Source organism: Serratia sp. AKBS12, assembly GCF_024793895.1.
In the GTDB taxonomy this organism is placed as follows: Bacteria; Pseudomonadota; Gammaproteobacteria; order Enterobacterales; family Enterobacteriaceae; genus Serratia_F.
On record NZ_JANUSB010000015.1, the window covers coordinates 548,852 to 569,067 of the forward strand.

Sequence of the window (20,216 nt, forward strand, 5' to 3'; positions counted from 1 at the left end):
GAGGCATTTACATCACTCCATACGCTCGCAGCGGAGCTTTAACATTCACTGGAATCGAATCAGGAATGTCCGCTTTTCGCTCATGAGGGACGACCATGCTCAAATCTCCCACATAGCAGGGGATTGGAGCATGAACACGTCACCGTGGAACAAAGGCCGTATCGTCGGCCAAAAAAGACCACTTCAGATATCTCATATCTGGGGGAGCCGAATCCGGCTTGAACTGAAAGGTAAGACGCGCGACGGCAATACAACCGTATTTTTCATGGGTGGGGAGCAAAGCTTGGCCTCGACGATTCGCTGTACAGCACACATTCCATGAGAAGAAAAAAACCTTACCTGATCTACAAGAAGACCAAGAATCTCCGGGTGATCCAACTACTGTGGAGCCATAGGAAACGGGAAAGCACAGTCCGTTATCTGGACATTGAAGTCGATGATGCGTTAGAGATTTCTGAATCGATTGAAGTCGAAGATTGTCAGGGCTGCAACAGCAGCCCTGTGCCAAAAGCGGAGGTCTACAAAGTCCACGATGCGTCAGACAATGAGGAAACGGGTCACTCTTTTTCTAAACACCATCACTAAACAGCTCATTCTTCTAAACGTTTAGTCACTGTCGCACAACATGTTTGATAGCTTTCACAAACAGGCAATCCAGTTGCAATATGCCGCCGTTCTCAGCTTGTGAAGGCGATCTTTCCGCTATAAATTCGTATGTAACGCTTCACTAAAACGATACAGGCTGAATTTAATGCCCTTGGTATCTTGAGCACATTAACATCGGGAGGTGCGAAAAATGGCCAATATTCGTGATGTCGCCTCTTACGCTGGCGTTTCTGTAAGTAGTGTTTCCAATGTGCTGAATGGCCGTACCGATCAGATGCGCAATTCCACTCTACTTCGCATTCAACAGGCAATGGATGCGTTGAACTACCACCCAAACCGCATAGCGCAGCAGCTTAAAACTGGCTTAGTACATATGTTCGGACTGCTTGTCCCCTCCATTGTTAACCCCAGTTTTTCGGCTCTGGCGCGCGAAGTCGATTTAGCCGCCAGAGAACATAGTTATCGGGTACTGCTGGGGAATACCTATCGGCAGGAAGATGAAGAGCGCGCCTTTATTGAGGATATGTTCGCCCACGGTGTGCGCGGTATTATTGTTGCCGCCAGCGATATCCGTAAAACGCACTTTGCTAAAGCCGCCGAGCAGGGCATGGTTATTATTAATTATGACAATCGTCTGGCCTACAATGTCGGTAACGATATAAGCCTGTTCGACAGTATCTCAATGGACAACGTCGAAGCCGGGCGTTTGGCAGCCTCACATCTGATTGAACGCGGTTGCCGGAATATTGTGTTTGCCACCGAAGCCAGCCTGAGCATGAGTCGTAGCCACAAAATCGATGGGTTTCAGACGGTAATTCGTAATCATAATTTAACGGGGCTGCATCGCATTGTCGAAGGCAAAGCGCTGGGTGGATATGGCGACACAGAAATGACCGACCTGGGGTACGCTCTGGCAAAACGCATTTTAGCTATCACTCCCCGTCCAGACGGCGTGGTCGCCATTAACGACGCGCTGGGAATTGGTCTGCTTGCAGGGTTGCGCGATGCCGGTATCGACATTCCCAGGGAAATATCCGTTATCGGTATCGATAATATTCCGCTTGCAGGGTTAACCTGGCCGGCTATGAGCTCAGTGAATCCACCCTTAAATAAAATGGCATCATTAATGATAGAGCGGCTGCTCCATAGGATTGAAGATCCAACGCTGCCGCCGGGAGAGTTCCTTTTTCCTCCGTCATTAGTCTGCCGTCATTCCGTACGGGAAGCGTAACCAGAGACACTATATAAATAATTGGTTTTCATCGATGGTGAGCAAGGAGCATCTTCCTGACGGGTATCACACAAATTCAGAGGAAAGGCGCAATGAACAACAACCAACAGACGTTACAGGACAGCACAGCACAGCCTGCAATATGCGAACAAACTCACCGACTATGGATATTGATGGGCGTTTCGGGGAGCGGGAAATCCGCTGTGGCGCGTCGCCTGGCAGCGCAGCTCGATATACCTTATCTTGACGGAGATTTTCTGCACCCTCGCAGCAACGTCGATAAAATGGCCGCAGGTCAGGCTCTGAACGATACCGACCGTGAGCCATGGCTGGAGGCCTTGAATACCGCGGGTTATTCTATGTTAAGAACCAACCCTCAATCGTTGATTATTTGCTCTGCGCTGAAAAAACGTTACCGTGATATATTGCGGGCGGGCAACCCCGGCATTCGATTTTTATTCCTTAACGGCAGCTATGAGGTAATAGAGAAGCGATTAAAACAGCGTAAAGGCCATTATTTTCGTTCATCAATGTTAACGTCCCAGTTTGAAACACTGGAGCTTCCCCATAGCAACGAATCAGATATTATTACTATTAACATTGATAGGTCTTTGGATGAGGTTATTTCTGATTGTATAGAAAAAATGGGTTAACAAAAAAGTTATTTACTATTTTATAAACTCTTATTAAAAAAACCATCCTACTATTCCATTTTACCAAATTGGAAGAGAAACAATGAACCAAAATAAAGCTCAAGACATTGAGCGCAGCACAATAAGAAAGCTTACAATTAACATTGTCCCCCTTATGATCCTACTTTATTTTCTGGCCTTTCTGGATCGTAACAATATGGCCTATGCCGCCAGTGCGCTCGAAGATAACCTTGGCCTGACAGCGTCTGCGTTCGGCTTTGCTTCAGGGATTTTTTTTATTGGCTACTTCTTATTTGAAATCCCCAGTAACGCCGGCACCATAAAATTTGGCCCACGTATCTGGTTTGCCAGAATACTGATTTCGTGGGGAGTGTTTGCCACTCTCCTGGGATTTGTCAGAACACCGATGGAACTGTATATCTGCCGTTTTATGCTCGGTGTGTGTGAGGCGGGGTTCTTTCCTTCCGTTGTTTATTACTTTACTGTATTTTTTCCGGAGAAATACAGAACAAAAATCCTCGGTCTGTTCATTATTGTTCAGCCGCTTTCCAATGCAATTGGCTCACCTATTTCCGGTCTTATTCTAAACATCGAGCACGGTTGGTTAGGTTTTGAACCATGGCAACTTCTATTTATTCTGGAAGGGGTGCCGCCTATTATTATTGGGCTGATTATTCCTTTTGTTATTAAAAACTCGCCGCGCGATGTTAACTACCTTAATATTGAAGAGAAAGCCTGGCTGATTGAAAGCACCGATCGTAATCGCTCAGGCTCAAAAATCACACTGACCGACTTCCTTAAGGGAATGAAAAATAGCAAATACCTGCTGTATGCAATTCTTAACTTCGGTATGGTATGTGGGATTTACGGATTTGGCATGTGGCTCCCATCTATTATTACCACCATTTCGGGTAACGATATTTTCCACGTCAGCCTGATTGCACTTATTCCTTATGGTCTGGCAGCTTGTCTGGTCTACCCCTGGAGTCTATGGGCTACCAAGACTAAAAAAATCGCAGTCTTTGCGGGTTGCAGCATGATTATCGCAGCCATTGGATTGACAGGAGCTGTTACGTTCTTTAACTACAGCGTCTTCGTTGCGCTTGGTTTCTTGTGTATCGCCTCTATTGGGATCTATACCGCCGTACCGTGCTTTTTATCCATGCCAGCCAATGTCGCAACCGGCGGTGCGGCAGCGGCGGGCTTAGCCGTTGTCAACTGTATTGGCAACCTCGGAGGGTTCGTTGCACCTTACGTCGTTGGCTTACTGAAAGACACAACAAAGAGCACAACCCCTGGCCTTATCTTTTTATCACTATGTCTGTTTATCACGGGAATGGTATGCATCTTCTACTGCGCTAAGCAACGGGAAGGCGTTATCCACTCCTGATTCTGTTTATCTGTATTAAGAAACGAGGAATTAATCATGGGAAATCTGACGGGTAAGAAAGTCTTCATCACCGGTGCAGAACAAGGGATTGGCAAAGCTACTGCCGAGCAGTTAATCAACGCAGGATGCGATATTTTTCTCCATTATCACAGCGATGAGTCAGGCCCTAAAGAGTTGGTCGAACTGGCTAAATCACGCGGTGTGAAGGCATCCTATCTTGGTGGTGACCTTATATCTGAAGAACAAGCGAAGAAATGCGTCAATACCGCAGCCGAGTTCCTTGGTGGCATTGACATCCTGATTAATAACGTTGGGGGTTTGGTTGGTCGTAAATGGCTGGGCGAGATTGACTCTGCCTTTTGGCAAAAGGTTATAGATGTCAATATGACCACTATGCTAAATATCACCCAGGGTGCCTTGCCGTACCTGAAAAAAGCCAGTGATGGTGCCAGCATTGTTAACCTCGCCTCTCTGGCGGGGCGCACTGGCGGTCACTCGGGCTCGTTAGTGTACTCTACAACCAAGGGCGCCATCTTGTCCTGGACTCGCTCCCTCGCCGCAGAACTTGGCGAATACGACATCCGCGTTAATGCGGTAGCTCCGGGCCTTATCCTGGGAACAAGTTTCCATAATCGCCATACCACTAAGGAGTCTGCCGAAGATACCGTACGGCACATCCCACTGGGGCGTGCGGGTAATCCTGACGATGTCGCACGCGCCATTAAATTCCTGGCCTCAGAATATGACGGGTTTATTTCCGGCGCCACTCTTGATATTAACGGTGGCATCTATCGTATGTAACCATTTTTTGCTGGCGTAACACGCCAGCTTTCCTATCACGGGTTGTTATCATGATAAAATCAGCGATTATTCATCCACAGCTCATCAGCAGCCTTGCTAAATGTGGCCATAAAACACAGATCCTCATTGCCGATGCAAACTATGCTTTTGAAAGTAATGCCCCCAAGGGAGTTGAGGTTGTCTATCTGAATCTGGCACCAGGCACCGTTGCCGCCTCGCTTATTCTGGAAAAATTGCTGCAAATCATTAACGTTGAGCAGGCGATGATGATGAGCTGGCCGACGTCGTTTGAAAATACCATTGCCGGGGAATACCTGTCTCTCTTACCGGCCTCCTGTTCCGTAACCTATCTGGAGCGGGAAGCCTTCTATAGTCAGGTCAAGTCAGAGATGACCCTGCTGGTGATTGCCAGTGGCGAAACCCGCCGCTTTGCCAATTTACTGCTGACCGTCGCGCCGGTTATTCTCGACTGATTTCGCCACTACACAATAGCCTCTTTTTTCCAGCAGCACGGGCATGAGGCTATTTGATCGCAGCAATATGCACTAGGTTCAGCCTCTGGCTCCTGAGCTGATGGATTTTATGAAAAAGCACCCACGCCGTATTCACTCTTCCTGGCTGGCAATGCGCTATCAATATTTTTTCATCCCTTTATAACGAACACGGTGACCGCATTAATACTCGAAGCGTTCATGCCGATTGGGCTGGAACCATTTCGGTAAATATTAGCAGAATCACAATGAGGGCAAAGGCCAGTAATCGTAGCAAAAATAACGCCTTAATTAACTGAATGATATAACAACACCCGGCTATTTGACGGCACTGCGAAAAAACAAATACGTTTATTTTTTCGCATCAAATTTCTCTCTTGCTTGACGCATAAGAAATTGCCAATCTACAGCCCATTGGAACAGCATCTGCAGGGGAACGAGCAGACTCCAACCCAAATCAGTTAATTTATATTCCACACATGGTGGGATAGTAGGATATACGGTGCGGTCGACAATGCCGTCACGCTCCAACCCTTTCAATGTGAGTGTCAGCATGCGCTGAGAAATTCCGCTAACAGCGCGACGAATCTCACTATATCGAAGAGTCCCATCACGCAATGCGTAAACCACAAGGACAGTCCATTTATCTCCTATGCGAGAGAGCGTTTCGGCCACAGCCCGGCAATTAGTATCAGAGTGTAGTGATGTCTCAATACTAACAAATTTGTTCGTATCGCCCAAAAAAGTGCCTCCTTGTTTAGATTCGTTACCTGCCATAGTATAACATCGAGAACAAATTGTATGCTACGCACATTTTGTTCCTATGTTTTTATTCAACAAGTTAGGTTTCATTAAACTGCGCAAGGATTGAAATATGCAACTTTTACACATTGATTCTAGTATTCTGGCTGACAACTCCGTCAGTCGCGTTCTGTCTGCTGCAGTTGTTGCACAAGTAAAGGACACTGTACCGGGACTCACGGTAACTTATCGTGATTTAGCGACAGATACTGTCCCACATCTTTCTGGTGCCTATTTGGCCGCTGCCCAGAATGAAGGTGGCCAACATGAAGTAACTCTACAAAAGGATTTGGCACTGGGAGCACAGATTCTTGATGAGTTTCTTGCTGCCGATATTATTGTGATAGGCGTTGCGCAATATAATTTCAGCGTTCCGAGTCAGCTCAAAGCATGGATTGATAGAATTGCGGTAGCGGGTAAAACATTCCGTTATACCTCTCAAGGCTCTGAGGGGTTAGTGGGTAATAAACGCGTAATTCTTGCGGTTGCGCGCGGTGGTTTTTATGGTCAGGGTTCGCCCACGGAGAGTTTTGAACATACGCTGAGCTATCTCAAAAGCGTATTTCTGTTCCTGGGCATTACAAACCCAGAAGTTATCACTGCTGATGGCGTCGCGATTAGCGCTGAGCAGCGAGAATTATCTATATCTGAAGCCTTGCAAAAAATATCTCATCTAGAGTAATTACCCTATCTAAAGCCTGTATTATTCATGGAGGGATTTGCAGAGGTAACTTAAATCATTCTGCAATTAATTAAATCCACACCTCCAATCATGTCAGCCATCTTGTTATATGGAGTTAATGTATGCGGCTAATCAAAGTAAAAGACTATACCGAGCTAAGCCAGATAAGTATCACTGAAGAGCCTAAACCTACAGTACGACATGGAGAGTTATTGATCAGGGTTGCGGCAGTTGGCGTTAATCCTCTGGATTGGAAGTTGATTATTGGTTCCATGAAGCAAGTTATGCCGACCCCTTTTCCATTTGTTCCAGGTTTTGAAGGCGCTGGTGTTATAGAAGCTGTCGGTGGGGGAGTGACAGGATTCTCGGAAGGAGATCGGGTTTATGGCCGTGCCCATGCTATGGTTGCGGAGTATGCGGTGATGCAGCCAGGTATGGTCGCTAAGCTTCCTGATAATATCAGTTTACTTCAGGCTGCTGCTATCCCTAGTGGAGCACAGGTAGCTTATTCCGCATTGCATAATGTAGCGCAGATACGGGCCGGACAAAAAATACTTATTCACGGAGCCTCTGGTGGTGTTGGTCAATACGCCGTCCAATTGGCTGAACTTGCAGGTGGAGAAATATGGGCTACAACATCGTCAAGCAATGTAGACATGGTAAAACAAATCGGTGCTCACCACGTGATCGATTATCAGAAAGAGTCATTTGAAAATATTGTGCACGACATGGATGTTGTATTGAATATCGTCAACGATGACTTGGAAGCGCGTTCCTGGTCTGCTTTACGCAACGGCGGGTTGTTAATCAGTTTATTACGTCAACCGGTGATACCTAATGATGCAGTCAAGGAAAATAAGAAGGGAGTATTCATGCGAGGGGTTCAAGGTGAATATATGGGCGTTATCAACCAGTTTGTAGCTGAAGGTAAAATAACCCCCACGATCGACAGTGTGTACGACTTAGAAGAGGCGGCAGACGCCTATAGTAAAAGCCAGGCAGGGCACGTAAAGGGGAAAATTATACTTGGAATTGCTAGTGACTTGATTTGATTTCATTGTTTTATATGTTTTCCATAGCGTACTAATAAATTTTCATATTCTTGGTTGAAATAATATAGGTGTGGTTAAAAGGATATTGTTATGAAAGATTTAATCTTACATGTAAGTGAACTTAATCGCCCTTGGAGAGGGAATGATCCTTTCCTGTTCTGCGCTTATCATATAGATAATTATCCAGAGGGTAACGGCCAGTTGGGAATCGACCTTCATCATCTTAATGATCGAACGCTGGGTAATGACTTCAGCCATTTACATGGATACAGTATGTATCATGGTCATTCTGTGCCAGGGTTTCCGGCCCACCCTCACCGTGGTTTTGAAACCGTTACAATAGTGCGTTCTGGGTACGTGGACCATGCCGATTCTCTAGGGGGAATGGCAAGATACGGAGCAGGGGATGTGCAATGGCTTACTGCGGGGCAAGGCATACAACATGCGGAAATGTTTCCTTTAGTACATACGGACAAAACTAATACTTTGGAATTATTTCAAATTTGGTTAAATTTGCCGTCACATAAAAAAATGGTACCACCGGCTTTCAAAATGCTTTGGTCAGAAACTATTCCCCGCTACTGCAACAATGGAGCTAGCGTTGAGGTAATTGCTGGGCAATTACATCTTCTGGATCAAAACCAAGCGTTGCGCCCACCATCTCCCCCCGAGAACAGTTGGGCAGCTGATGACAACGCAGAAGTAGCAATTTGGTTAGTGACTCTTCAACCAGGCGCTACATTAACCCTCCCAGCAGCTAGATTGAATGAAAACCAGCGTACTTTGTATGTTTTCGATGGTATGGGGTTACAAATCGACTCACAATCGGTTGGCACCAGTAAATTGATTCAGGTTGATGCGCTACAACCCTTGCCTGTTGCTAATTATGGAGAAAAACAAGTTCAGTTTTTGTTGCTGCAAGGTGTGCCTTTGAATGAGCCTGTTGTCGCGGAGGGCCCCTTTGTTATGAATACCGAGGCAGAAATTCACCAGGCTAAGTTAGATTATAGACGTAGCCACTTTGGTGATTGGTTGTGGGCTAATTATGAGCCGGTATATGGCAGTAGTGAACAACGCTTCGCTCGCTATCCTGGCCAGGTAGAGATCGGCATTCCGCCCTCAGATTCTCACAAGGAGGAGAGGCACGACTAGGTATTTCGAGCCTGTAATTTAAATTGTGCCTATGCTTGTTTTCGATATATTTACGCCAACAACGGAGCCAGGCACATAATAGATGAAGATTGGACAGCTCCCATAACAGTCGACAGTATCGATCCTCACCTTTATGGGGAGTCGGTGATGCCCAGCGCCTTATCACCCCAAAAGCAAAAAGCCCGCTCAAGTTTCCTTAAGCGGGCTTCTCTAAATATGGCTCCTCTGACTGGACTCGAACCAGTGACATACGGATTAACAGTCCGCCGTTCTACCGACTGAACTACAGAGGAATCGTGTGAACGGCGGGAATCATAACGACCTGCCGGGGGCATGTCAAAGGGCGATTACGCATTCTGTGACTGTTTGCTTACAGAATGCGCAATTGCTTGAGTTTTTTGCAGATTTATTGGCCCTTTGGCCGATAGGGCGGCAGTGAACGGCGTGCGTCTGGCCTTGTGTAACGGTACGGCTGCCGCCATTATCGCCGGCCAGCTGCTGTCGCGCAGTGCCCGTTGCGCTTCTCTCTGCGGGGGCGGGTTTGTCTGCCCGTGATTTGCATCACACATTTGCCCACACAACCCCGCCATGATAGCCAGCTCAAGCTAACTCACTAAAAATACACACAATAGGGACAAGCGGGATGAAAAGAAAAACGTTACTGCTGTGCTTGCCGATGCTGTTCAGCGCCTCGGCGCTGGCCGAGGCCGAAGGCTATCAACTGGAACAGGTATTGGTGATGAGCCGCCACAACCTGCGCGCACCGTTGGCCAACAACGGCAGCGTACTGGCGAACGCCACGCCGCAGGCCTGGCCAGCGTGGGACACCCCCGGAGGTCTGCTGACCACCAAGGGTGGGGTGCTGGAAGTGTATATGGGCCATTATTTTAACGCCTGGCTAAAGCAAACCGGCCTGCTGCCAGCGGAGGGCTGCCCGGCGCAAGACAGCGTATACGTTTATGCCAACAGCCTGCAACGTACGGTAGCCACCGCGCAGTTCTTCACCAACGGGGCGTTCCCCGGCTGTGACGTGGCGGTGCATCATCAGGCGAAAATGGGCGAGATGGACCCGACCTTTAACCCGATCATCACCGATAACAGCGAAACGTTTAATCAGCAGGCGCTAAAAGCGATGAATGCCAAACTGGACTCATTGCAGTTGGAGGCCGCCTATCGCCAGTTGGCGAGCATTATCGATTACCAGGACTCCAACGCCTGCAAGACCGACCGCCAGTGCGATCTGACCGCCGAACCGAGCAAGATGAGTGCGGTGCCGGGCAAGGAGCCGGGGGTAACGGGGCCGTTAAAGGTGGGTAACTCGCTGGTTGACGCCTTTATGCTGCAATATTACGAAGGTTTCCCGCTGACGCAGGTGGCGTGGGGCAAAGTGAGCACGCCCGACCAGTGGCGCCAGCTGGCGCAGTTGAAAGACGGTTATCAGGATGCGCTGTTCACCTCATCGGTAGTGGCGCAAAACGTCGCCAAACCGCTGCTGACTTACATTAATTCGGCGCTGAACGGCGCAGATAAAACCCATTCGCCGAAATTGACCGTGTTGGTCGGCCACGATTCCAACATTGCCTCGCTGCTGTCGGCGATGAAGTTCAAATCGTATCAGTTACCGAACCAATATGAGAAAACCCCAATCGGCGGCAAACTGGTGTTCCAGCGTTGGCATGATGCCAAACAGGATCGGGATTTGCTGAAGATCGAATACGTCTACCAATCCACCGAACAGCTGCGTAACGCCGATAAACTGACGCTGGCGCACCCGCCGCAGCGCGTGACGCTGGCACTGGAAGGTTGTCCGACTGATAACCAGGGATTTTGCGCCTGGAGCGACTTCAAGAAAACCATGCAAGAGATGTTGTAACGCTGTCTGCCCCTTTCCCCAGCGGGACGGGGGCATTACACTGGGGCATTGCCCGTTCATCTGGTTTCAACGTGTCTGCCTGTTTCCTTACCGATATTCAATGGCTGAATTTCAGCGATTATCCCGGCCACGTGATCCGCGGCCGTTTCAGCGTGGCCGAGTACCACGATTCCCTGTTTTCCCACTTTGCTATCCCGTTTCCGGCGCATCTGTCTGCGGCGGTGGCCAAGCGGCGGGCGGAGTATCTGGCCGGACGCTGTCTGGCGCGGCAGGCGTTGGCGCAGTTGGATCATCACGGCGTTACCGTCACCACCGGTGACCATCGTGCGCCGGTCTGGCCACCGGGCGTCGCCGGCGCGCTAAGTCATAATGTTGATACGGTACTGTGTGCAGTACAGCGGGAACACGGCCTTGGCGGCGTCGGGCTGGATGTCGAAACGCTGATGACGCAACAGCGCGCGGTGCAACTGTGGCAAGCGATAGTCTCGACGCAAGAGCATGCCTGGCTACAACGCCAGCCGATAGCCTTTCCTCATTTGCTGACGCTGGTGTTCTCCGCCAAGGAAAGCCTGTTTAAGGCGCTGTATCCGCAGGTGCAGCGTTACTTTGATTTTCTTGATGCGCGTACGGTGGCGGTTGACTGGCAGGCGCAAACGCTGGAGCTGGAATTACTGACGACGCTGACGCCACATTGCCCGGCGGGGCGGCGATTTAGTGGGCGTTTCTTGCTCGAAAATGACAGTGTAACAACATTTATGCATTTATAATTCAACGGGATATGTGTTTGTTTTGGCCAGTGCGATCGAGGCTGGACAACGGTGTTTTTAGCGCTAAAATAAACACTGGATATATAAACAGGTAATTGGTAATGACGCTCGATCTGTTTGAAGACGCGTTACCGCCACCGTGGCGTGAAGAAATTGCGCCCGGTGCGGTGGTGCTGCATGGGTTTGTCCGTGACCACGGCCCCGAACTGCTGGCGGCGGTGCAGAGCGTGGTGGCACAGGTACCGTGGCGGCACATGACCACGCCCGGCGGCTATACCATGTCGGTGGCCATGAGCTGGTGCGGTAACGGCTGGACCAGTGACAGCCGTGGCTACCGTTATTCCGAGCGCGACTCGCGCAGCGGCAAACGCTGGCCGCCGATCCCCGACATCCTGATGGCACTGGCCGACGAAGCCGCGTTACAGGCCGGTTTTGGCCATTACGTGCCGGATTCCTGTCTGATGAACCGTTACGATCCCGGCAGCAAACTGTCGTTGCACCAAGATAAGGACGAGCATGACTTTGGTTCGCCCATCGTCTCGGTGTCGTTGGGGCTACCGGCGGTATTCCAGTTCGGTGGTTTGCAGCGCAGCGATAAAACCCGGCGTATTCCGTTGGCGCATGGCGACGTGGTGGTATGGGGCGGTCCGTCGCGGCTGTGTTTTCATGGCATTATGCCGGTAAAAGAGGGCTACCACTCGCTGGTCGGGCCGCACCGCATCAACATCACTTTGCGCAAGGCGCTTTAAGCTGCGGCTCCGCTGCCAGGCAGCTGACAATATAATCGATAAATACCCGCAATTTTGCCGGCAGGTGCTGGGTCGGTGCGTACAGTAGCCACAAGCCCCCCTGATAACTGCTAAGAAAATCCCAATCTGCCAGCACCTGTACCACCTCACCCTCGGCCAGCGCCTGTCGCGCGGTAAAGTACGGCAGGCTGCCAATGCCAATATGCTGGCGCACCGCGTCCAGCCGCACTCCGGTGTGATTGGCGGCATAGCGGCCACCCACCTTGACCGTTACCGTTTTACCGGCGCGGCGGAACTTCCAGCGGGCGTCGTGCGGCGTTTCTCCCAGGTAAATACAGCTGTGCTGCGCCAAATCCTGTGGTTGCTGCGGGGTGCCGTGCTGTGCCAGATAATGCGGCGTGGCGCACAGTAGATGCTCGACGGTCATCAACTGGCGGCCAATCAGGCCCGGCGAGGGTCGATCGGTAATGCGCAGAGCCAGATCGACTCGGTCGTCAATCAAATCCATATAGCGGTCTTCCAGTCGCAGACGTACGTCGACCTGCGGATAGCGTCGCAAAAACTCCGGCATGTGCGGGTGCAGCACAAAGCGGCCAACCGCCTTTGGCACGCTGACGCTGACCAGTCCTTGCGGTTCTGCGTTGCCTTGCCTGCTGACGGTCATGGCGGCATTGGCGGCCGCCAGCATCTGCTGGCAATGCTGAAAAACCGCCTCGCCCTGTTCGCTGAGGCGCAGTTTGCGGGTGGTGCGATGCAGCAAACGCAGGTTCAACGCCTGCTCCAGTTTGCTGACGCTGCGGCTGATGGCTGACGGTGTGGCGCCCAGCCGGCGGGCGGCAGCGGAAAAGCTGCCGCTTTCCACTACCTGGGCAAATACGGCCATTTCGGCCAGCAGCGGTGAAGTTTGATTTGTGATCACAGCGCAAAAGTCCATTCTGTTGACGACGGATTATCAGTTAATTATGACATGATTATAATGCCGGTATCGGGAATAAGGAGAAACCAATGACTGAGCGACGCTATTACTACAGTGACGATCTGCAGTTGACTGCCCAACTGCTGGCCTGCAACGCGCGGGATGACGGCAATTACGCCGTGGTGCTGGACGCGACCCTGTTCCACCCGCAGGGGGGCGGACAACCGGCAGACAGCGGCTGGCTGAACGGCGTGCCGCTGCTGCAATTGCAGCAACAGGATGAGCAGGTGCTGCATGTGATCGGCCAGCCGTTACCGTTGGGGCCGGTTACGCTGACTATCGACCCAGCGCAGCGCGCGTTGCATGCGCGTTGGCATTCTGCGGGTCATCTGATTGGCGGGCTGGGGGAGCGGCAGGGGTGGCAACCGGTCAAGGCTCACCATTGGCCGGGAGAGGGGCGTATCACCTTTGCACCCGGTAGCGGTGCGAAAACCGTGGAGCCGGCGTGGCTGCAAGCCGAACTGGCGCAGTTGATTGCGCTGGATCTGCCGCGCGTGCAGCAGGCGGAAAATGGCATGCGCAAAGTGGGGTTTGGCGAGTTGCCGGCCTATGGCTGCGGCGGCACCCACGTGTCTTCGCTGGCCGAGCTGGGGCAGGTGCAGATTACGGCGGTAAAAATGAAGAAAGGCCAGCTGGTGGTGCAGTATCAGCTTGACTGAGCCGCACCAACGGGGTTATTTAGCCGCCCCGGCATTGCGTAACAGGGTGCAGAAGCCGCATTGACAGCCGGCCACCGGCCGTGTGCTACAGCTGCCGATGCTGACCGCCTGCGTATCCATGGCATGGAAACCGTAAAACCGGGATTCAAAGGCGTTTGCAGCCGAGCCGGCTTGCGCCGGCTGCGGCGAGGAAACCTGCGCCTGAAAGGCCATCGCCTTACCGGCCAGCAGGGTTAACAGTAATGCGCTCAGCTGTGGTTTCATCGTGCGTCCCTCGGATTTTTTGATACGTTATAACAAAAATATCCGCCTGCCAAGCCATGCCGCCGTTCCAGCCCCTCCTGCGCGTCGGCAGGGGGCTGGACGAGACAGAAACCGCTTACAGCATATGCTCGGTACGGGCGATGATATCGTCCTGGGCGTCTGGCGACAGCGCGGTAAAGAACGCCGAGTAGCCCGCCACGCGCACTACCAGGTCACGATACTGGTCCGGGTGCTGTTTTGCATCCAGCAGGGTTTCACGCGAGACGATGTTATATTGAATATGCCAGCCTTTATGTACCTCAAAGAAGGTGCGCAACAGTGCCATCAGCTTCTGGCGATCGCTGTCGTTATCCAGCGTCGCCGGATTCAGTTTCTGATTCAACAGTACCCCGCCAAGAATAGAGCCCGTTTGCAGTTTACCCACCGAGCCAATGACGGCGGTGGGGCCGAGATGGTCGGTGCCTGACGCCGGGCTTGCGCCTTCCGCCAGCGGCGTATGTGCCTTGCGTCCATCCGGCGTGGCCATGGTGGCGGCGCCAAATGGCACGTTGGCGGAAATGGAAGAGGTGCCTGCGTAATAATTGCCGCCGATCGGGCCGCGACCATAACGCGGATTGTGGTACAGCTTTAGCTCATCGATATACGTCTGGTAGGCGCGTACCAGCAGGGCGTCAACGCTGTCTTCGTCATTGCCGTATTTCGGCGCGCCGTTAATCAGACGCTGGCGCAGTTGCTCATGGCTTAGGCCATCGAAATCTTGCGCCAGTGCGGTTGCCAACTGCTGCTGCCCAATCGCACCCTGTTCGAAGACCAGTTTCTTCACCGCCGCCAGGCTGTTACCGAGGTTGGCGATGCCGACCTGCAGGCCCGATACCCAATCGTACTTGGCACCACCCTGTTTGATGCTCTTTGCACGCTCAATGCAGTCGTCCACCAGCGCAGAACAGAGAATGTCATGCACGTTCTCTTCGAGCATGGTGTCGACCACATACTCAATTTCGATTGATTTGCGGGTGTAGTAGCGGATCTGATTATCCCAGGCAGCGAGAACCTCGTCGAAATTAGCGAAGTTGCCTTTGGAAAGCGCCTTCTCCTGCGGCAGGAACACCTCGCCACTGGTGGCGTCGCGGCCGCCTTCCATCGCGGCCAGCATCACTCGGGCAAAGTTGATAAAGCTCATGCCGGTACAGCGGTAGCCCCATTTACCGCCGACCGCGGTTTCGATGCAGCCGATGGCGGCATAGTCGTAAGCATCCTGCTTCTCAATACCAAGTTTGATAAATTCCGCAATGACGATTTCGTCGTTATTGAACGCCGGCATGCCAAAGCCGCAGCGGATCACCTGCACGCAGGCGTCGAGGAAGTCGTTACTGATGCCTGCGTGATAGCGCACGCTCAGATTGGGTTGGGTGGAGCGCAGCCGACCGCAGGACTCGAGAATAGCGTAAGAAAGCGGGTTGACCGCATCCATGGCCCGATCGTTGACCAGCTTCTGGCCGCCGATGGTGACGTTCTGATACAGCGGACTACCGGCCGAGGCTTTTGAGTGGGAGCCGGAGCGAATTTTATTGACCTCCAGCAGCTTCAGCCAGCAGCTGTGCAGCAGCTCAATGGCCTGCTCCCGCTCCAGGGAATGATCCAGTTCCACGTCGCGGCGGTAGTACGGGTAAAGATACTGGTCCATACGACCAAAAGAGACCGAATGCCCATTGGACTCAATTTGTAGTATCAACTGGATGAAGTAGCACAGCTGCAGCGCCTGCCAGAAGGTTTTCGGTGGTTGGTGCGCGATAACGTCGCAGTTTTCCGCGATCGTCAGCAGTTCGTCGCGGCGCTTTTCACGGCTTTCATGCGCCGCCATGTCGCGAGCCAGCGTGGCAAAACGCAGGATATGCTGACTGACGGCTTGTAGAACGATATCAATCCCCTTGAGAAACTGGTCGCCATGCAGATCGTCAAGCACCGTCAGGTTGATGCGTGTGCGACGTTCCGCCACTTTTTCACGCAGGCCGTCGAGACCTTGTTCCAGCAGCAACGCGAAGTTGACCGCCAGATGCGCGTCGCCGGAGGTCATATTGCCTTCGGCTTTAATGATGCCGGTGGCCAGCAGCGCCTTTTGTTCGTCGGTGAACATGCCATAGCATTTGTCCTGCACCGTCTGCCCCCGCCACCATGGGCAAATCTGGTGCAGGACGCGCTTGTTCTCCTCGCTAACGGCAAAGCCGGCACCGGGCCTGTCGGCCAGGTCGTCTATTTCCTTTTCGATCCAGCTGACGGTGTATTCCGGGAAAATGGGGGCGGCGCGGACTTCACTGGCCTGGTTGCCGACGATCAACTCGTCGTGCTTGATCCAGATGGTGCGCTGCGCCAGATGATGCGCCAGTGCCAGCGCGCGGCGAAGCGGAATCGGCTTATCCATATTCTGCTGATAAGCGCTGGTGTAATGCTGCGCCCGCTCGGTGCAGACCGGTGGTTTAACGATATGTACCAGCGCGTTTTTATGTGCCTTGATGCGGTCCGTCAGGGTGTTGAGCTGTAAGGTTGTCATCGTATTATCCTCGTAGGGTTGCGATCAGCCCTTTATCGCCCGCAATGCGTTGGGCGAGCGCCAGCAGAGCCGGATCGTCAAGCGGTTTATCAGGAGCAAGGTAAGGCTCGCCAAGCAGGGTGTACTTGTTCATACCGAGCGTGTGGTAGGGTAAAAAATGAATGTCGCGAACGTGCAGCACATTGGCGGCAAAATCGGCGATCGCTTCAATTGATTCAGCATCGGCGTTAAAACCGGGGACTAGCGGGACACGTAGGGTGATCTGTTTTCCTGCGTCGGCAACGCGCCGCAGATTATCCAGTACGCGCTTGGCGGAACCCTCGGTCCAGTGCAGGAATTTAGCCGCATCAACGTGCTTGAGATCGGCAAGAAACAGATCGATCCAGGGCAGCGCCGGTTGGATGTATTTCCACGGTACGTGCAGACAGGTTTCTACGGCAGTGTGAATATCATGTTGGTGACTGGCTTTCAGCAAGCGCAGTGCCAGATCCGGGTTCATAAACGGTTCGCCGCCGGAGAGTGTCACACCGCCGCCGCTGCGGTCATAAAAAGGTTTATCGCGCAGGACGATAGCCATGATTTCATCGGCGCTTTTCGTTTCGCCGCAAACGGTCAGGGCCTGAGTGGGGCAGCAGTCGGTTAGCGCGTTCAGGTGCGCGGGGGCGATTTTTTCGCGCTCAATCACCAGCCCGTCCAGCGTGCGCATGATAACCTCCGGCGCCGCCTGTTGGCAGAGATCGCAACCGTCAAGACACAGACGAGCGTCATAAAGCAGCTCCGGTCCGTGGGCGCGGCTTTCCGGGTTTTGACACCAGCGGCAGCCCAGCGAGCAGCCTTTCATAAACACCACCGTGCGGATGCCGGGGCCGTCATGAGTGGAATAACGCTGAATATTAAAAATCATAATTCATTCGCCCTCGTGTTTCATATGAAGATTAAATAACCTTCTAATGAAGGATGTTTTGATTTTTATCAACTGAATGAAAGGTTGCTGCGTGATAGTTTTAAAGCATGCTGAATCTCACACTTTGAGGAACCGTAATGGAGCTTTATCTCGATACATCTGATGTCACGGCGGTCAGAAAACTGGCACGCGTTTTTCCTCTGGCAGGCGTCACCACCAATCCGAGCATTGTGGCAGCGGGCAACCGGCCGCTGGCGGCGCTGTTGCCGGAGTTACGGGAGGCGCTGGGCGGCAAGGGGCGATTGTTTGCCCAGGTGATGGCACGGCGCGCAGAAGAGATGGTGCAGGATGCTCGGCAACTGCGCGCCATGGTTGCCGATCTGGTGGTTAAGGTTCCGGTAACCGCCGAGGGACTGACAGCAATTGCGCTGTTAAAGGCCGAAGGCATTCCGACGCTGGGTACGGCGGTGTACAGCGCTACACAGGGGTTGCTGGCGGCACTGGCGGGAGCGGAATACGTTGCGCCTTACGTCAACCGCATCGATGCCCAGGGGGGCAGCGGCATGCGCAGCGTAGAGGAGCTTCAGCAGTTGCTTGCTCTGCACGCGCCGCAGGCGAAAGTGTTGGCGGCAAGCTTTAAAACCCCACGCCAGGCGCTGGATTGCCTACTGACAGGCTGTCAGTCCATTACGCTGCCGCTGGATATCGCACAGCAGTTTATTGCCTCTCCGGCGGTGGATGCTGCGATTGAGAAGTTTGAACAGGACTGGATGGCGGCATTTGGCAGGAAAACGTTATAGCTGTTCCTCTTGTCTTTTACTACCTGCCGGCCAACTCCCTGACGCTTGATCGCCACCGACGCTGTTTTGGCCGGCCACCTTGTGCATTTTCTAACAAAGCATTGCCGGATTTGTTCGTTCAATTCCCTGACGATTTGGTTTGTTATCTAACCCATAACCTCCAGAAATATATAAGGGCGTGGCGAGCATGTTTAATTTTTCATTCAATACCTTAACCAGTGGAATGGCAGTTGCTTTGGGGGTGACGCTCAGCGCCAGCCCCGCCTGGGCTGTGGTGCAGGGCGGCACCCTGATTTACCTGGAACAGCAGGCGCATACCACGCTTTATCCGCCTTCCGGCGGTTTTTATCCTAACGGCGGTATCCTCAATCAAATCACCGACAAGCTGACCTACCAGAACCCGCAAACGCTGGAGATCGAACCCTGGATCGCGCAATCCTGGAGCAGTAACGCCGATAAAACCGAATACACCTTCACATTGCGTCCCGGCGTCAGTTTTTCCGACGGTACGCCGCTGGACGCCAACGCGGTCGCCAGGAATTTCGACACCTACGGCTTGGGTAACAAACAGCAAAAGCTGCCGGTTTCGGAAGTGATCAACAACTATGACCACAGCGAAGTGATCGATCCGCTGACGGTGAAGTTCTATTTCAAACGGCCGTCGCCGGGCTTTCTGCAAGGCACCGCCACCATCGGCTCTGGCCTGGTAGCGCTTAGCACGCTGGCGCTCAGCTATGAGCAGTTGGGCGACGCCCGCAATATTATCGGTTCCGGCCCCTTTGTGGTCAGCGATGAGAAGCTGGGGCGGGAAGTGACGCTCAGCGTGCGCAAGGATTACCGCTGGGGGCCGGCCAAACTGGCGCAGCAGGGGCGCGCCAATCTGGATGGCATCAAAGTGATCGTCACCGCCGAAGACAGCGTACGTATCGGCGCGTTACAGGCCGGGCAGGCGGATTTCATTCGCCAGATCCAGGCCTATGATGAAAAGCCCACTCGCGATCGGGGTTTTATCATTTACGCCGCCCCGACGCGTGGCGTGAACGACAGTCTGGCCTTCCGCCCGGATAATCCGTTGGTCAGCGACCTGCGGGTGCGCCAGGCGCTGCTGCATGCCACCGACGGTAAACAGATCGTCGAGACGCTATTTTCGCCCAATTACCCGCAGGCCCGTTCGGTGGTGGCCTCGTCCGCAGCCGGTTTTATCGATCTGTCCGATCGGCTTAACTTCGATCCGGCGCTGGCCAACCGGCTGCTGGACGAGGCCGGCTGGAAAAAGGGCGCCGATGGTCTGCGCGAAAAAGACGGCAAAAAGCTGCGGCTGACGGTGTACGAATCCTTGCCGCAGCCGCAGAACAAAGCGGTGTTGCAGCTGGTTTCGCAGCAGTGGCGCAACGTCGGTGCCAGTCTGAATATTCTGGCTGGCGACGCCGGCAGCAAAGTGGCGGATAACCTTGACCCGCAAAAAACGCCGCTGGCGGTAATTGAGGTCGGCCGCGCCGATCCGGACGTGATCAAAAGCCAGTTTTTTCCCACTAACCGCGACGGCCTGCTGCAACAAGGCGGCAGCGGCAAGAGCAGCCGTTTCAGTGACGATCGGCTGAACGCATTGCTGCTTGGCATTGCTGCCGAAGTCGATGCGGCAAAACGCCTGCAAATCGCCGGCGATGCCCAGCGTTACCTGCTTGAACAGGCGTACGTCATTCCGATTTTTGAAGAGCCGCAGGTGTTTGCCGGTGCACCGTATCTGAAGGGCGTAAGCTTCGAGGCCGTAGGCCGGCCAAGCTTCTACGGCGCATGGTTGGAAAAGCACTAGGGAG

The 20,216-nt window shown here is 52.7% G+C and carries 20 protein-coding genes, 1 tRNA gene and 1 pseudogene; 15 read left to right on the forward strand and 7 right to left on the reverse strand.

The genetic code is table 11. The features are described from left to right. Window positions 1-130: 130 nt before the first annotated feature. From NYE85_RS12440 to NYE85_RS12465, 6 genes and pseudogenes are all read left to right on the forward strand, one after another. A pseudogene (locus NYE85_RS12440) lies at window positions 131-471 on the forward strand (hypothetical protein); the annotation flags it as partial. Window positions 472-796: 325 nt separating this feature from the next. Then, window positions 797-1,837: a LacI family DNA-binding transcriptional regulator gene (locus tag NYE85_RS12445; RefSeq protein WP_259004544.1), complete on the forward strand. Its 1,041-nt coding sequence runs from the start codon at window positions 797-799 to the stop codon at window positions 1,835-1,837. Between the two features lie 173 nt (window positions 1,838-2,010). After that, window positions 2,011-2,490, forward strand: coding sequence for a gluconokinase, GntK/IdnK-type (locus tag NYE85_RS12450; RefSeq protein ID WP_259004545.1), 480 nt, complete (start codon window positions 2,011-2,013; stop codon window positions 2,488-2,490). Window positions 2,491-2,572: 82 nt separating this feature from the next. Beyond that, complete coding sequence (locus NYE85_RS12455) at window positions 2,573-3,880, forward strand: MFS transporter (protein WP_259005068.1); 1,308 nt, start codon at window positions 2,573-2,575, stop codon at window positions 3,878-3,880. 36 nt (window positions 3,881-3,916) lie between these two features. Then, the gene (locus tag NYE85_RS12460) at window positions 3,917-4,681 is read left to right on the forward strand and encodes an SDR family NAD(P)-dependent oxidoreductase (protein ID WP_259005069.1); all 765 of its coding nucleotides are present in this window, start codon (window positions 3,917-3,919) and stop codon (window positions 4,679-4,681) included. Between the two features lie 50 nt (window positions 4,682-4,731). Next, the gene (locus NYE85_RS12465) at window positions 4,732-5,154 is read left to right on the forward strand and encodes an RbsD/FucU family protein (RefSeq protein WP_259005070.1); all 423 of its coding nucleotides are present in this window, start codon (window positions 4,732-4,734) and stop codon (window positions 5,152-5,154) included. Window positions 5,155-5,324: 170 nt separating this feature from the next. Here the strand turns inward: NYE85_RS12465 and NYE85_RS22805 are convergent, their stop codons facing one another. Together NYE85_RS22805 and NYE85_RS12470 are read right to left on the reverse strand one after the other, a co-directional pair. Further along, window positions 5,325-5,453, reverse strand: coding sequence for an IS1 family transposase (locus NYE85_RS22805; RefSeq protein ID WP_405050685.1), 129 nt, complete (start codon window positions 5,451-5,453; stop codon window positions 5,325-5,327). Between the two features lie 70 nt (window positions 5,454-5,523). Continuing rightward, window positions 5,524-5,949, reverse strand: a complete 426-nt coding sequence (locus tag NYE85_RS12470) for a helix-turn-helix domain-containing protein (RefSeq protein WP_259005071.1) — start codon at window positions 5,947-5,949, stop codon at window positions 5,524-5,526. Window positions 5,950-6,046: 97 nt separating this feature from the next. On the opposite strand from NYE85_RS12470, the gene NYE85_RS12475 reads away from it, so the two are divergent. From NYE85_RS12475 to NYE85_RS12485, 3 genes are all read left to right on the forward strand, one after another. Next, a complete protein-coding gene (locus NYE85_RS12475) occupies window positions 6,047-6,655 on the forward strand; it encodes an FMN-dependent NADH-azoreductase (protein ID WP_259005072.1) in 609 nt (202 codons plus the stop codon). Window positions 6,656-6,777: 122 nt separating this feature from the next. Continuing rightward, window positions 6,778-7,707 carry an NADP-dependent oxidoreductase gene (locus tag NYE85_RS12480; protein WP_259005074.1) on the forward strand — a complete coding sequence of 310 codons (930 nt, stop codon included), beginning with the start codon at window positions 6,778-6,780 and terminating at the stop codon, window positions 7,705-7,707. A gap of 90 nt (window positions 7,708-7,797) precedes the next feature. Next, the gene (locus tag NYE85_RS12485; protein WP_259005076.1) at window positions 7,798-8,859 is read left to right on the forward strand and encodes a pirin family protein; all 1,062 of its coding nucleotides are present in this window, start codon (window positions 7,798-7,800) and stop codon (window positions 8,857-8,859) included. A gap of 217 nt (window positions 8,860-9,076) precedes the next feature. Here NYE85_RS12485 and NYE85_RS12490 read toward each other — a convergent pair. After that, a tRNA-Asn gene (locus tag NYE85_RS12490) sits at window positions 9,077-9,152 on the reverse strand. A gap of 350 nt (window positions 9,153-9,502) precedes the next feature. On the opposite strand from NYE85_RS12490, the gene agp reads away from it, so the two are divergent. The 3 genes from agp (at window position 9,503) to alkB (ending at window position 12,248) form a co-directional block, all read left to right on the forward strand. After that, window positions 9,503-10,732 carry a bifunctional glucose-1-phosphatase/inositol phosphatase gene (agp, locus tag NYE85_RS12495; protein ID WP_259005077.1) on the forward strand — a complete coding sequence of 410 codons (1,230 nt, stop codon included), beginning with the start codon at window positions 9,503-9,505 and terminating at the stop codon, window positions 10,730-10,732. 71 nt (window positions 10,733-10,803) lie between these two features. Next, entirely contained in the window at window positions 10,804-11,499 is a 696-nt protein-coding gene (locus NYE85_RS12500) for a 4'-phosphopantetheinyl transferase (protein WP_259005078.1), read from the forward strand. 101 nt (window positions 11,500-11,600) lie between these two features. After that, window positions 11,601-12,248, forward strand: coding sequence for a DNA oxidative demethylase AlkB (gene alkB, locus NYE85_RS12505; protein WP_259005079.1), 648 nt, complete (start codon window positions 11,601-11,603; stop codon window positions 12,246-12,248). On the opposite strand, the gene NYE85_RS12510 is transcribed toward alkB, so the two are convergent. Further along, entirely contained in the window at window positions 12,226-13,182 is a 957-nt protein-coding gene (locus NYE85_RS12510; protein WP_259005080.1) for a LysR family transcriptional regulator, read from the reverse strand. The genes alkB and NYE85_RS12510 overlap by 23 nt on opposite strands. Window positions 13,183-13,253: 71 nt before the next feature. Between NYE85_RS12510 and NYE85_RS12515 the strand changes: the two genes are divergently transcribed. After that, a complete protein-coding gene (locus tag NYE85_RS12515; RefSeq protein ID WP_259005082.1) occupies window positions 13,254-13,883 on the forward strand; it encodes an alanyl-tRNA editing protein in 630 nt (209 codons plus the stop codon). 15 nt (window positions 13,884-13,898) lie between these two features. Here NYE85_RS12515 and NYE85_RS12520 read toward each other — a convergent pair whose 3' ends face one another. The 3 genes from NYE85_RS12520 to NYE85_RS12530 form a co-directional block, all read right to left on the reverse strand. Then, a complete protein-coding gene (locus tag NYE85_RS12520) occupies window positions 13,899-14,147 on the reverse strand; it encodes a hypothetical protein (protein WP_259005083.1) in 249 nt (82 codons plus the stop codon). 115 nt (window positions 14,148-14,262) lie between these two features. Further along, window positions 14,263-16,695 (reverse strand): formate C-acetyltransferase/glycerol dehydratase family glycyl radical enzyme, encoded by a 2,433-nt coding sequence (locus tag NYE85_RS12525; protein WP_259005084.1) that lies wholly within the window; start codon window positions 16,693-16,695, stop codon window positions 14,263-14,265. A 4-nt stretch (window positions 16,696-16,699) separates the two neighbouring features. Beyond that, entirely contained in the window at window positions 16,700-17,599 is a 900-nt protein-coding gene (locus NYE85_RS12530) for a glycyl-radical enzyme activating protein (protein ID WP_259005085.1), read from the reverse strand. A gap of 137 nt (window positions 17,600-17,736) precedes the next feature. Here NYE85_RS12530 and fsa point away from each other — a divergent pair, with 137 nt between their 5' ends. Together fsa and NYE85_RS12540 are read left to right on the forward strand one after the other, a co-directional pair. After that, a complete protein-coding gene (gene fsa / locus NYE85_RS12535; protein ID WP_259005086.1) occupies window positions 17,737-18,399 on the forward strand; it encodes a fructose-6-phosphate aldolase in 663 nt (220 codons plus the stop codon). A gap of 223 nt (window positions 18,400-18,622) precedes the next feature. Beyond that, entirely contained in the window at window positions 18,623-20,212 is a 1,590-nt protein-coding gene (locus NYE85_RS12540; protein ID WP_259006314.1) for a TIGR04028 family ABC transporter substrate-binding protein, read from the forward strand. Window positions 20,213-20,216 lie beyond the last annotated feature (4 nt).

Excerpts from the sequence above, each read along its gene's own strand:
- NYE85_RS12445 (WP_259004544.1), top strand. The coding sequence starts at position 797 with ATGGCCAATATTCGTGATGTCGCCTCTTACGCTGGCGTTTCTGTAAGT.
- NYE85_RS12450 (WP_259004545.1), top strand. The coding sequence starts at position 2,011 with ATGGGCGTTTCGGGGAGCGGGAAATCCGCTGTGGCGCGTCGCCTGGCA.
- NYE85_RS12455 (WP_259005068.1), top strand. The coding sequence starts at position 2,573 with ATGAACCAAAATAAAGCTCAAGACATTGAGCGCAGCACAATAAGAAAG.
- NYE85_RS12460 (WP_259005069.1), top strand. The coding sequence starts at position 3,917 with ATGGGAAATCTGACGGGTAAGAAAGTCTTCATCACCGGTGCAGAACAA.
- NYE85_RS12465 (WP_259005070.1), top strand. The coding sequence starts at position 4,732 with ATGATAAAATCAGCGATTATTCATCCACAGCTCATCAGCAGCCTTGCT.
- NYE85_RS12470 (WP_259005071.1), bottom strand. The coding sequence starts at position 5,949 with ATGGCAGGTAACGAATCTAAACAAGGAGGCACTTTTTTGGGCGATACG.
- NYE85_RS12475 (WP_259005072.1), top strand. The coding sequence starts at position 6,047 with ATGCAACTTTTACACATTGATTCTAGTATTCTGGCTGACAACTCCGTC.
- NYE85_RS12480 (WP_259005074.1), top strand. The coding sequence starts at position 6,778 with ATGCGGCTAATCAAAGTAAAAGACTATACCGAGCTAAGCCAGATAAGT.
- NYE85_RS12485 (WP_259005076.1), top strand. The coding sequence starts at position 7,798 with ATGAAAGATTTAATCTTACATGTAAGTGAACTTAATCGCCCTTGGAGA.
- agp (WP_259005077.1), top strand. The coding sequence starts at position 9,503 with ATGAAAAGAAAAACGTTACTGCTGTGCTTGCCGATGCTGTTCAGCGCC.
- alkB (WP_259005079.1), top strand. The coding sequence starts at position 11,601 with ATGACGCTCGATCTGTTTGAAGACGCGTTACCGCCACCGTGGCGTGAA.
- NYE85_RS12510 (WP_259005080.1), bottom strand. The coding sequence starts at position 13,182 with ATGGACTTTTGCGCTGTGATCACAAATCAAACTTCACCGCTGCTGGCC.
- NYE85_RS12515 (WP_259005082.1), top strand. The coding sequence starts at position 13,254 with ATGACTGAGCGACGCTATTACTACAGTGACGATCTGCAGTTGACTGCC.
- NYE85_RS12520 (WP_259005083.1), bottom strand. The coding sequence starts at position 14,147 with ATGAAACCACAGCTGAGCGCATTACTGTTAACCCTGCTGGCCGGTAAG.
- NYE85_RS12525 (WP_259005084.1), bottom strand. The coding sequence starts at position 16,695 with ATGACAACCTTACAGCTCAACACCCTGACGGACCGCATCAAGGCACAT.
- NYE85_RS12530 (WP_259005085.1), bottom strand. The coding sequence starts at position 17,599 with ATGATTTTTAATATTCAGCGTTATTCCACTCATGACGGCCCCGGCATC.
- fsa (WP_259005086.1), top strand. The coding sequence starts at position 17,737 with ATGGAGCTTTATCTCGATACATCTGATGTCACGGCGGTCAGAAAACTG.
- NYE85_RS12540 (WP_259006314.1), top strand. The coding sequence starts at position 18,623 with ATGGCAGTTGCTTTGGGGGTGACGCTCAGCGCCAGCCCCGCCTGGGCT.